Origin of the sequence: Aestuariivirga sp. (assembly GCF_965227715.1) — a bacterium.
Classification (GTDB): Bacteria; Pseudomonadota; Alphaproteobacteria; order Rhizobiales; family Aestuariivirgaceae; genus Aestuariivirga.
Genome location: NZ_OZ245771.1, coordinates 4,258,191 through 4,270,045 on the forward strand (window position 1 = coordinate 4,258,191; position 11,855 = coordinate 4,270,045).

At 57.0% G+C, this 11,855-nt stretch carries 10 protein-coding genes; 5 read left to right on the forward strand and 5 right to left on the reverse strand.

The window, feature by feature from the left end:
* Window positions 1-2 precede the first annotated feature (2 nt).
* The 3 genes from ACO06F_RS20345 to ACO06F_RS20355 all read right to left on the reverse strand — a co-directional run bounded on the left by ACO06F_RS20345 (window position 3) and on the right by ACO06F_RS20355 (window position 2,233).
* Window positions 3-662 (reverse strand): amino acid ABC transporter permease, encoded by a 660-nt coding sequence (locus ACO06F_RS20345; protein WP_421694524.1) that lies wholly within the window; start codon window positions 660-662, stop codon window positions 3-5.
* Complete coding sequence (locus ACO06F_RS20350; protein WP_421694525.1) at window positions 659-1,324, reverse strand: amino acid ABC transporter permease; 666 nt, start codon at window positions 1,322-1,324, stop codon at window positions 659-661. Before ACO06F_RS20350 ends, ACO06F_RS20345 begins: the two co-directional genes overlap by 4 nt.
* A gap of 72 nt (window positions 1,325-1,396) precedes the next feature.
* Entirely contained in the window at window positions 1,397-2,233 is an 837-nt protein-coding gene (locus ACO06F_RS20355) for a transporter substrate-binding domain-containing protein (protein ID WP_421694526.1), read from the reverse strand.
* Between the two features lie 176 nt (window positions 2,234-2,409).
* Between ACO06F_RS20355 and ACO06F_RS20360 the strand changes: the two genes are divergently transcribed.
* Window positions 2,410-3,084 (forward strand): GntR family transcriptional regulator, encoded by a 675-nt coding sequence (locus ACO06F_RS20360; RefSeq protein ID WP_421694527.1) that lies wholly within the window; start codon window positions 2,410-2,412, stop codon window positions 3,082-3,084.
* A 49-nt stretch (window positions 3,085-3,133) separates the two neighbouring features.
* Here the strand turns inward: ACO06F_RS20360 and ACO06F_RS20365 are convergent, their stop codons facing one another.
* Complete coding sequence (locus ACO06F_RS20365) at window positions 3,134-4,747, reverse strand: FAD/NAD(P)-binding protein (protein ID WP_421696736.1); 1,614 nt, start codon at window positions 4,745-4,747, stop codon at window positions 3,134-3,136.
* A 278-nt stretch (window positions 4,748-5,025) separates the two neighbouring features.
* Here ACO06F_RS20365 and ACO06F_RS20370 point away from each other — a divergent pair, with 278 nt between their 5' ends.
* The 4 genes from ACO06F_RS20370 to ACO06F_RS20385 are packed head-to-tail and all read left to right on the forward strand — an operon-like array spanning window position 5,026 to window position 10,998.
* Window positions 5,026-8,478 carry a response regulator gene (locus ACO06F_RS20370; protein WP_421694528.1) on the forward strand — a complete coding sequence of 1,151 codons (3,453 nt, stop codon included), beginning with the start codon at window positions 5,026-5,028 and terminating at the stop codon, window positions 8,476-8,478.
* Complete coding sequence (locus ACO06F_RS20375; protein ID WP_421694529.1) at window positions 8,463-9,311, forward strand: CheR family methyltransferase; 849 nt, start codon at window positions 8,463-8,465, stop codon at window positions 9,309-9,311. The genes ACO06F_RS20370 and ACO06F_RS20375 overlap by 16 nt, the downstream gene beginning before the upstream one ends.
* A 2-nt stretch (window positions 9,312-9,313) precedes the next feature.
* On the forward strand, window positions 9,314-9,886 hold the full coding sequence (locus ACO06F_RS20380) for a chemotaxis protein CheB (RefSeq protein WP_421694530.1): 573 nt from the start codon (window positions 9,314-9,316) through the stop codon (window positions 9,884-9,886).
* Window positions 9,883-10,998: a response regulator gene (locus ACO06F_RS20385; RefSeq protein ID WP_421694531.1), complete on the forward strand. Its 1,116-nt coding sequence runs from the start codon at window positions 9,883-9,885 to the stop codon at window positions 10,996-10,998. The genes ACO06F_RS20380 and ACO06F_RS20385 overlap by 4 nt, the downstream gene beginning before the upstream one ends.
* A 146-nt stretch (window positions 10,999-11,144) precedes the next feature.
* Here ACO06F_RS20385 and ACO06F_RS20390 read toward each other — a convergent pair whose 3' ends face one another.
* Entirely contained in the window at window positions 11,145-11,837 is a 693-nt protein-coding gene (locus ACO06F_RS20390; protein ID WP_421694532.1) for a helix-turn-helix transcriptional regulator, read from the reverse strand.
* Window positions 11,838-11,855 lie beyond the last annotated feature (18 nt).

The window sequence follows — 11,855 nt, forward strand, 5'->3', positions numbered from 1 at the left end:
TGTCATTCTGCCACCCTGATGCGACGGTGGATCCAGTCGACCAGCTTCGCCTGGGGGTAACCCATGATCCAATAGAGAACAGCCATCGCCGTTAAGACCTCCAGAACCCGAAATGACTGGGACCGGAGCTGCAAACCGACATAGGAGAGTTCCTCAATGGCGATGACGGACACCAGCGAGGTGTCCTTGAACAGAGATACCCAGGTACTGGCGAGGGCCGGGAGAACGCGTGGCACGGCTTGTGGCAAGATCACCAGGCGCAAGACTTGCCAGTCGCTCATTCCGAGGGATAGACCCGCATTGCGCTGGCCCAATCGGATCGAATTCAGTCCAGCTCTGAATGTCTCCGAGTTAAAGGCAGATACATTCAACGTCAGTGCCGCAAGCCCCGTCCCAAAGGCCGAAAGCCTTAGGTCGGTCATCACGGGCAACACGTAGAATACCCAATAAACCTGCAGAATTACCGGCGTGGTGCGGAAAAACTCCACGAATGCCGTAGCAAAGCCCCTGACGGGTGCCCATGGCGCCATCCGCAGCGCCGCGAGAAGGAGGCCGCCGGGTAGCGCCAGAGCCATCGTGGCAACGGCAAGCAGAATTGTGTTACCTGCTCCACGTAAAAGCAGGGGCCAGTTATCGATGATGACGGACCAATCGAAGGTCATGAAGCGCCCAAGGGCGCTAGGCGACGGTAAATTTTGTCGATGCCCCGGGCCACGGGCCAGCAGAGAAAGAAATAAACGATCAGAACGAAGGTGAAGACCTCAAACGGACGATAGGTTTTTCCGACTATGATCTGGCTTTGCCGCATGAGTTCCGGAACCGCGATGACCGAAGCAATTGCGCTGTCCTTGATCGTAATGACCAGGAGAGATCCGAAGGATGGGATCATGCGGATTAATGCCTGCGGAAGAAGTATAAAGCGCACGGCTTGTGCCCGGCTCATGCCCATGGCCAGTGCGGCCTGCATTTGTCCGGGCCGAATGGACAGCAACCCCCCTCTCACAATCTCCGAAACAAACGCTGCTAGATGCAATCCGATGCCCAGAACGCCCGTTGTGAAGGGCGTCATGGAATAGGGGGTGAGCAAGGGCAATGCGAAAAAGGCCCAGACAAGAATGACCAGCAACGGGATTGCACGCATGCTGTCGACATAAAATGCCAGAACTGCAGCCATGGGCCGGGGGGCATAACACCGGGCAACTCCCACACAGATACCGACAACAATTCCCAGAGCAACCGACAAGATGCTGAGGAGAAGCGTTATTTCAACGCCACCCAGCAAGAAACGCCAGTTATTCAATATTGGGCTGAGATCGGCAGACATGTCTGAGCCCATCAAGAGTTTGCTGTGAATGAATTCGGGCAGAAGAGAAGGAATCACCTTCTGCCCGCTTCCTCATTGACCTTTGATCACGCGCATTTCTTCTGCATCGACATCTGCATGAACAGCCTTTTCAACGGCCGTCATCCACGACAGCAATTCGGGTTGGTTCTTGTCGATGGCCTGGCCGACGGGGGTCGCCATTTCGTTGGAGTGCAGGCAATCCTCGGGATAGACTTTGAGATCAGGGACCGCCTTTTCTACTTCGGGCCATTTTACATTGTCGAACGTGACAATATCAGCGCGTTTGGACATCAGTTCTTCGATGGGGGCCACCGCACCTGATCCACTCACGCCGCGCGCGACGATCTTCGGAAAGCGCTGGGGCACCCAGGTCTCCGGCGGCGTTCCGACATAATAGGCAATCGTCAGATCCGGGCTGTTAAGATCATCAACCGTCTTTACATTCGCAAGCTTGGGATCGGATTTAAGGCCGGCCAAACACAGACTGGACTTGGAATAGACGACGAAATCGACGACCTTTTTTCGGGCATCTGTAATCGAAAGTGGTGCGATGGTGACGTCAACCTGACCTGTGGCGATGATCGGCACTTTGGTCTCGTGGCTTACAGGTACCGCCTCAAGCTTTACGCCCAGGCGATCTGCGTAGGCCTTGGCCAGAACCCAAGATGGGCCGGAAAAGGGCTCGCCCGAACCTGACGTGTTTTCAACGAGCCATGGAGACTCACCCAAGACACCGACGCGTAGCGTGCCGCGCGCCTTGATCTCATCAATTCTCTTGCTGACCCCGGCTGCGGGAACAGCTGTATCATCTGCACGGACGGCCTGCGATGTGATCAGGCTGAGACCCAGCCCAAAGGCTATAACGTTTGCCATGAATATAGGGCGCATAATTTCCTCCTGCACGGTCGGCGGGACTTCCGTTCCTGGAGCTCTGCCGTTGCGTGGCAGCCCATGATGGGCAGAATCCAAAGAATATTCAAGCTAAATGTATACAAGATAATGAAATGGGGTGGACGCCGAAGCATTGACCGCCTACTAGAGTTTAAAAACCTGAATCGAAGAACATGGCAATACATCAAAAACTTCAAGTCGCTAATGAATCCATCGTGACGCTGGAGCGGCGCAAAAGCCTTGCCGAACAGGTGGCAGATAATTTGGTGGAAGCGATTGGATTGGGGAATCTTTCGCCTGGTGAAAGGATCCTAGAAACTGAAATTGCAGCTCGCCTCAAAGTCAGCCGTGTGCCGGTTCGCGAGGCGTTCAAAGTCCTGGCGACCCAGGGCATATTGCAAGGTGAGCCTCATCGCGGAATGTCGGTCATTGAAGTCAATGAAAAGGTCATCAATGAAATTTGCGATGCCCGCATCGCTGTCGAAACTTTGGCCGTTCGGTCCTTGCGCGCGGATCCGGAGCGCGTTGGCCAACTTGCAACCGCACTGTCCAGCAAAATTGCGATCTTGTCCCAGAGAATACGGGTCGGTGATCTGGTTGCCATCAATCACGCCGACATTGATTTTCACCGGCAGCTTTGTGAGCTTTCCGGCAATCGTATTGCGACAACGCTGTGGCAAGCCATCGCGCGGCATATCTGGATTGTCTTTGGGTGGGAGATCCGGAGTGAAACCTCCATTTCTCGGATGGTCGAACAGCACGAACGCCTGGCACGAGCCCTTACATCTGGTTCCGATAGTAAGGCGGAAGATGAATTGATCCAGCATATCCGCCGTCGGCGCCGCTGAATATCTCCGCGGGGAGGCGATAGGATAATTGCCGCGAAGCTCGATTCCGCTATGGCGGTTGACGTTGGTCCTTCGGTCCAGCATCGGCTTTGAGCAGCGACATCAGATCATTGACGACAGCAGCACTGCGCCCCTCCGTCTCGGAAAGGCCCTGCGCGAATGGGTGTCTTTCGAGAAGCTGTGGCATTGAGAGGCAGTAGATCGGCGCACTGCCGGGATTTTGCAGCTTGATCTTGAAGGGTTCGGCGATTGGACTCTGACCATCCACCAGTTCCCTCACGATGTGCGGGAAAGGCAGGTCGTCCAGCGGTGCAGAAGCCTGACCGCGGCAATCGACCATGGCGTCGAAGTGCAACCTCTCCTCGTTCATGACGATGTCAACTCCGCCCTCCGGCTGATCCTCGAATAAGGCGTCCTCCCCGGTCGCCACCAGATCGAGAACTCCTGCGTCGTACATGGCGATAATGCGTGCCAAAGACAGATGTGGCACTGCCGCATAGGCATCTCCAAACACAGGATGGAGTGTGGATTGAAATGTTTTCCAGTCCTCCTCGTTCAGTACCCTCAAAGCCCTATCGAATGTTTCATGAGCGCGAAGCAGTACGTAGCGATGCGGAATTGTCCGGCGGTCCCGCATCGACTGACGGGCCTCTGCGAACCCGTCTTTTACTGCAGCGAGACCTCCCAAGGTTGTGCGATCTTTGAAATAAAACTCACAAAATCCCTCGATCGTCTCCGCATCGGATCCCAGCCGCGCCAGATAGCCTGGGTCGGCTTCACTCAGCTCCCTCTTCAACAGCAGGAAGACACGGTGAAGCAGATCCGTCTGGCCCTTGCTGACTTCGGCGGCAACGGCGTCTTCAGTGATGTGCAAGAGTGGAAGGTAAGGAAAGGGATAGTAAAAATCTCCCTCCGGCATGACACCAGATTTAGACACCATGGTTATGCGGAGTGTCTCAGCATCCTGGCGCGGGTGCCAGGATATTTGGCCCTTGTCCTCGCTGAAGTCGCCACGTGCGAAGCCTAAGGCCAGAACCGCATCAATGGCGGAAAGGGAAGACCCCAATACACCAATATTGCCCGGCGGCAATGATGTGACGTTCGTATAGGGCCATGGCGATATAAGGGTCGCCTTGTCCAAAGCGGGCTGGCCGTCCCAAGAATGTCCCGTTGCCAAAATGAGGGCATCGAATTCAAGCTCTGAACCCTCCTGGCCTGCGTCGATTACCACGGTGGCGGGCCGTGGGAGGCGAACGTCGCTTATGCAGGCATTCGGAACCAGCTTCAAGTCATGACCGGCTCCTTCTGCAAGCTTCGCGATATCTTTAAATGCATCCTTCAGATAATCGCCGATGAGAACGCGGGGGTAAAAGGCGCGTCCGCTCAGCTCATGGCGGGAAAGCTCCCAGTCGTTCAGTTCGCGTGCCGGCAATTGTTGTAGCCATTGCAGTAGGGTCTGGGTCACCGGTGGGATTTCACGGCTAAAGGCATTGCACAGCATAAACTCGCCATTGAGCTTGGCAGTAAAGGGCATGCCGTTGCCAAATTCATCGCTGGGGCTGAAAATGGTCATCATCAGAGGCTCAAACGTACGCGTCAGGTGCTTGAGGCAATATAGCGCGGTCGGCCCGGCGCCGATAATCGCAATACGAAATCTTCTCATTTCGGATAAGACAGTGAGCAGCGGTTGCAATCCGGCATTGTCGTCGCGTTCTTTCTCTGAAGCTGGCGTTCAGGCCACATGAGGCGGCACAATGCCACCTGACATTCTTTGTTCCATCACCTGAACGTCCGTTCGGGAACAAAGGGGGCTTGCGCACGTTGAACATCGCTTCCGCGCGAGAGGGCGGGGGACTAGCCGGTTGAAGCCATTCAGCGCCACACAAAGCGGGTGTCAGATAGAACGTATATGATCAGCTTTATGCGTCGCCCGCACACACCATGAGATCCTTTGATGATCCTCAGCAATTCGGGCATTTCTCGGTAAGATCCTTTGGGCTCGATCCCTCTGTTGCGATGGCACTGGGCGCGGCACTCTTTGCGCTACTGATCAGTGGCGCGATAAGCTGGGTCAACCAACAGGCAATGCGGGACCGTGTCGACAGCGTTACAGCGACACATGCCGTCATCGTCACGCTCGGTCAAATGTTATCGGACATCCAGGATGCGGAAACCGGCCAGCGCGGTTATCTTTTGACGGGAGACGAAAAATACCTCGCTCCCTACGATGCCGCCTTGAAGTCAATTCCCGCCAGGGCAAACGAAATAGCCTTGTTGGTGAATGATGATGGCGGCCAGTCGGCACGGCTGCAAGCTCTGAGGCGCCATCTCGACGCGAAGTTGTCGGAACTGCGGGAGAGCATAAACGTCCGCCGAACGCAGGGGCTTCAGCCGGCCCTGACGATTGTCCGGTCTGGAAGCGGCAAGGCGGAGATGGATGCCATCCGCGAGAACCTATCCAACTTGGTCGCTGAGGAAATGCAGATCCGCACCCAGCGCTTTTCTGAAATGGATGCGGCTTTGCGCCTTGCCGTCATCAGCGGCCTCGTCTCGGGGCTTCTTGGACTCGGGCTCACCTTCATGATCGGCTTGCTGGTTCGACGCAGCACGCTGGCGCGTCAGCGGCAGGACTGGCTGCAAACCGGCCAAGTTGGAATCGCCGGTGCCATGATGGGCGAGCAGTTGGTTGATCAGCTTGGCACTAGCCTGCTCGAGTTTCTGGCGCGCTATGTGCGTGCGGTTGCGGGTGCGGTCTACGTCGGCAATGGCCAAGAGTTTCGGCTTGTTTCGCTTTATGGCGTTCCGGATGAAGCCAAAGTGCGCCAGCGTTTTGGCCTGCGGGACGGCCTTCTGGGGCAGGCTGCTGCCGAGAACCGGTCGCTGCTGATCAGCGAAGTGCCGGATGACTACATCCGCTTTGGCTCTTCCCTTGGCCATAGCCAGCCACGCCAACTTGCCATCCTGCCGATAAGTGCTGATGGCCTAGTCAACGCGGTAATCGAGCTCGGATTCATCCGGCCCGTGAACGAGAAAGTCCTGGCATTGTTGCAGCAGGCGTCCAGCGCCATGGCGGCAGGCGTACGCTCGGCCGTCTATCGGGAGCAGCTCGCCAGCCTGCTGCAGGAGACACAGCGGCAGGCGGAAGAGCTCCAGGCACAGAGCGAAGAGCTGAGAGTTTCGAATGAGGAGCTGGAAGAGCAGGGCCGGGCCCTGAAGGAATCGCAAGCCCGGCTCGAGCAGCAACAGGTCGAGCTCGAGCAGACCAATTCGCAGCTCGAAGAACAGATGCAGAAGCTTGAGAGCCAGCGTGACGATCTCGAAAAGGCAACGGCCGCCAACGAGGCAAAGGCGAGTGAGCTCGAACAGGCAAACCGCTACAAATCCGACTTCCTCGCCAACATGTCTCATGAGCTGCGGACGCCGCTCAATTCCTCACTCATCCTTGCTAAGCTTCTTGCTGACAACTCCGATGAAAATCTCACAGAGGAACAGGTGAAATATGCGCGCACCATCGAGTCCTCCGGCAATGATCTGCTGCGGCTGATTAACGATATTCTGGATCTTTCGAAGATCGAGGCGGGGCATGTTGCGATCCGGCCTGAGCCTGTGTCGGTCGAACGTATCGTGGGTAGTCTTCAGCATCTGTTCCAGCCTGTGGCGGCCGAGCGCAGACTCGTTTTCACGCTGGATATCCAGGGGGGACTTCCGCTCCTCGAGACCGACCCTCAGCGGCTTGAGCAGGTGCTGAAGAACCTTCTCTCCAACGCCTTCAAGTTCACGGAAGTGGGAGAGGTAAAGTTGGCGGTTCAGCAGGGCAAGGCCGGCCAGTTTTCCTTTGCCGTGTCTGACACGGGGATTGGAATCAGCGCCGATCAGCAAAACCGTGTGTTTGAGGCATTTCATCAGGCGGATGGAACGATCAGCCGCAGGTATGGCGGCACGGGGCTTGGCCTATCGATCTCCCGCCGCCTTGTCGAATTGCTCGGTGGCAACATCGAGCTCACGAGCGCAGAAGGGAAGGGAAGCACCTTCACGGTTAACCTTCCGCCCATCTTCGATTCCGTCAGAGCCGAGGAGCAGTCACAGCCTGCTTCGCGAGCGGAGGGTGCGACTTCTTCATTTGCCTCCTCCGCTAAGCATGTGCCGCCGGTACACGAGCGGGAAGTCGCAGCTGTGGAAGATGACCGGAACCAACTTGGCGGCGGGAAGCGTGTACTGCTCATTGTGGAGGATGACCGGAACTTTGCTAGTATTCTCCGAGATCTCGCACGCGACATGGATTTCCAGTCTCTAGTGGCGGGCACCGCGGACGAAGCCTTGACTCTGGCACGTGAGTTCATGCCACAGGCCATCATACTAGATATCGGCCTTCCCGATCATTCAGGTCTTTCAGTGCTGGAGCGGTTGAAGCGCGACACCAGCACGCGTCACATTCCCGTCCATGCCGTTTCCGCGGAAGACCACGTCGAAACGGCGCTGTCTCTGGGCGCTGTCGGTTATGAGATGAAGCCGGTAAGCCACGCACAACTGGTCGAGGTGGTGAGAAAATTCGAAGCGAGGCTGGCACGCTGCGTCAGGCGCATCCTCATCGTGGAAGATGATCCTGTCCAGCGTGAGGCCGTCGCAAAACTGCTCACGTCGCATGATGTTGAAACGGTCAGCGTGGGCACAGCCGCGGAATGTTTGAAACTGCTGAAGGAGCAGGTATTCGACTGCGTGGTACTGGACCTCTCTCTGCCGGATGCGACCGGCTATTCCCTGCTCGAGGCGCTTGGGTCCGAGGCAGACTGCGCCTTTCCACCCGTCATCGTGTATACAGGACGTGACCTTTCCCAGGATGAGGAACGCCGCCTCCGGCGCTATTCCAGGTCCATCATCATCAAGGGTGCGAAGTCGCCTGAACGCCTCCTCGACGAGGTCAGCCTGTTCCTTCATCAGGTGGTGGCAAAGCTTCCCGAAGCGCAGCAAAAGATGATCCGCAAGGCCTTGAACCGCGAAGCCATACTTGAAGGGCGGCGCATTCTCGTGGTGGAGGATGACATCCGCAATGTCTATGCGCTAACCAACATTTTGGAACCGCGAGGGGCGAGCGTCGAAATTGCCCGAAACGGCCGTGCGGCCCTCGACGCTCTGGAAACGCTGCAGCAGAATTCCGACACTGCAGTCGATCTCGTTCTCATGGATGTCATGATGCCGGTGATGGATGGGCTGACCGCTATACGGGAAATCCGGAAGAATCCTGATTGGAAGAAACTGCCGGTAATTACCCTCACCGCTAAGGCAATGCCCGATGATCAGCGCCGCTGTATCGAGGCCGGTGCGAGCGATTACATCGCGAAACCGCTTGACGTCGACAAGCTACTCTCGCTGGTGCGTGTATGGATGCCGAAGTGACGCCGGGCATGCCATCCGACAACGTCGAGGATATCGAGATCCGCCTGCTGCTTGAGGCGCTCCATATCCGCTATCAGTATGATTTTCGGAATTATTCCATGGCCTCGATCAAGAGGCGATTGGTCGAGGCCCGCCGCAACATGGGTTATGCCACCTTCTCGGCCCTGCAGGAGGCTGTGCTGCATGAACCGGACATGGTGCCGACTCTCCTTCGCTACCTCACGGTTCAGGTGAGCGAGATGTTCCGCGATCCTCTCTACTTCCGCGCTTTACGGGAGAAGGTCATTCCGCATCTCCGAACCTATCCCTCCCTCAAGGTCTGGATCGCTGGCTGCAGCAGAGGCGAGGAACTCTATTCCATCGCAATACTATTTCGAGAAGAGGGCCTGGAGGAGCGCACCATTTTCTACGCAACGGACATTAGCCGAGACGCGTTGAGCGCAGCTGAAAGTGGTATCTACGAGATTGACCGCGTGCCGCTGTTTACACAGAACCATCGCGACTCTGGAGGCCCGACATCGCTCTCGGATTATTATCAGGCGGCATACGGTCGAATCTCACTGGACCGGACGTTAAGGCGCAATGTCGTGTTCGCCGATCACAGCCTGGTAACTGACGCCGTGTTCGCCGAGGTTCATCTGATTTCGTGCCGCAATGTGCTGATCTATTTTGATCGAATCTTGCAGGACCGCGCCATCGGTCTTTTCCGTGACTCTCTCGTTCACCGCGGCTTTCTGGGTCTGGGTGCGAAAGAGAGCCTGAGGTTCTCACGCCACGCCGGAAGCTTCACAGAGTTTTCGCGTGTCGAGAAAATCTATCAAAGGGGCAGCTGAGCATGTCCACCGCACGCCAGGCCGTCGTCATCGGAGCGTCTGCAGGCGCATTCGATGCTCTCTCAACCATTCTCCCGAAACTTCCTGAAGGTTTAACTGCCGCAATCATGATAGTCGTCCATATTCCCCCAGACCGGCGCAGCTTGCTGGCCGAGCTGTTTCAGGAGCGTTGCGCACTGGAGGTCAAGGAGGCAGAAGACAAAGAGCCAGTATTGCCCGGCATAGTCTATTTTGCGCCTCCCAACTATCATCTGCTCGTCGAGAAGAGTGGAACGCTGGCACTTTCGAGCGATGAGGCCGTGCTGTTTTCACGTCCCTCAATTGACGTCCTCTTTGAGACGGCGGCAGATGCCTATGGAGCTCAACTCACGGGGGTCATACTGACCGGTGCCAATCAAGACGGCGCGGAAGGATTGGCGCGGGTCGCTGCCGCGGGTGGAACGGCACTGGTTCAGACGCCTGCGAGCGCATCCGCAACTGCGATGCCTGAAGCGGCAATCAGCTTTTGTCCGATGGCCGAAGTCCTGCCGCTTGAGGCGATCGCCGCGCGGCTTGCTGCCATGGGAGTGTCATGATGGAGCCGGTAAAAGTTCTCCTCGTCGACGACCTGGAAGAAAACCTCATCTCTCTTGAAGCGCTTTTGCGCCGCGACGGCTTGGTACTGTTGAAGGCGCGCTCCGGAGACGAAGCGCTGGAGCTCCTGCTTCGACATGAAGTTGCACTGGCGCTGGTGGATGTCCAGATGCCGGGCCTCAATGGATTCGAGGTGGCAGAGCTGATGCGTGGGAATGAGCGGACGCGGCTTATACCCATCATCTTCGTGACCGCTGGCGCGGCTGATAGCCAGCGCCGTTTCAAGGGCTATGAAACAGGTGCGGTGGACTTCATCCAGAAGCCCATTGAGGCCGACATTATTCGCAGTAAAGTTGACGTATTCTTCGAGCTCTTTCGTCAGCGTCAGCAGCTCGCGTCGCAGCGCGACGAACTGGAAGTGCAAGCGCTTGCTCTAAAGGAAGCCGGCCGGAGGAAAGATGAATTTCTATTGACACTGACGCATGATCTGAGCCGCCACAAGAACGCGAGGGATCTGCAAAATGTTCTCATCCGGGAAATCAATCACCGCATAAAGAACCTGTTCAGTGTCATTCTCGGTCTGATTTCGCTCACGTCCCGCACCTCTGCGGACGTGGAAGAACTTTGCACAAGTTTGCGATCAAGATTGGAGGCACTGGCCAAGGCCCATGACCTCACCCTTCCGGACCTGGAAGCGGACGGCGAGTCAGAGCGTCTGTCCACAACAGTAAAGACGCTTCTAACTGCTATCCTTGCTCCATATGCGGAATCCTCGCGCATCCTGATCACCGGAAGCGACTCAGCATTGATGCCCACCGCTCTCACCTCACTCGCTCTTCTGTTTCATGAACTAGCGACCAACGCTGCCAAGTACGGCGCCCTTTCGTCCGATGCCGGGCAGCTAATGATCGGCATCGAAGTGGTCGAAGGGGGAATTGAGGTCCTCTGGAAAGAAAGCGGCGTAAAGTATGCGAAGCCTCCGACGGCGCGTTCGGGGTTCGGATCCGTTCTGGAGAGGGCGGTTGTCGGCGGTATAGGCGGCATAATCACCCGAGAGTGGAAGGAATCTGGAATGGAACTGCACCTGCGAATTCCGGTTGAATGCCTGCAGTGATCACTTCGCCGGTTCCGAAACCGGCGCAATAGCGCCAGTATCCTAGCGTGAAGTCCGCGCGCTCTGCCGAGCGGTCAAGTGGCGCATGGGGTTGCACCGGGCTTGGGCCAGTGCATGATTTCGTCAGCTGCACGTGGACTGAAGCCCTAGAACGCAGTGAAAAGATTTTGACGGGCCAGCCATTCCGCGCGGAGGCGGTCTCTGCTTCCCTTGAACGATCCCTCTGCCAATTCGCAACTGGTGATCCGGTCCACGCGGAAGTGGCGAAAATCCTGGCGGAGTTCACACCAGCCCGCGAGAATGATGGTGTCGACATAATAGACGAGAGCAATAGGCCAGACCGTCCGCTCGCTTCGCTGTGCCGCTTCGTTCTCATAGCTGAGGCGCAGCTTTCGCTCTTCCCGGATGGCTTGCCGCAACATGCGATAGGCGATCCTGGCGGGTGGAATGGCGTTCCAGCGTGAGACGTGCAGCGGGGAGGCTTCGAGGGAATTCTCCGTCGTAGGCGGCAGAACGGCGGAGAGCTTGCGGCTGACGCGCGCTGCTGCCTCAAGAAGGCCGGCATCCCCCGTTCGGCCGATCAGGGAAAGCCCCACCACGATGGCCTCCACCTCTTCGGCAGTGAAGGTCAACGGCGGCAGATCAAAACCAGCCTCCAGCACGTAACCAACACCCGCCTCACCCTCGATGGGGATACTCATAGCCTGCAGGGTCAGGATATCCCGATAGACGGTTCGCTGGCTGACCTCGAGCGCAACGGCAATGCTTCGCGCCGGCACCGGCGAAGTGGCACGGCGCAAAATCTGGATGATCTCGAATAATCGGCTTGAGCGGCCCATCGCCCTAAATCCTTTGGG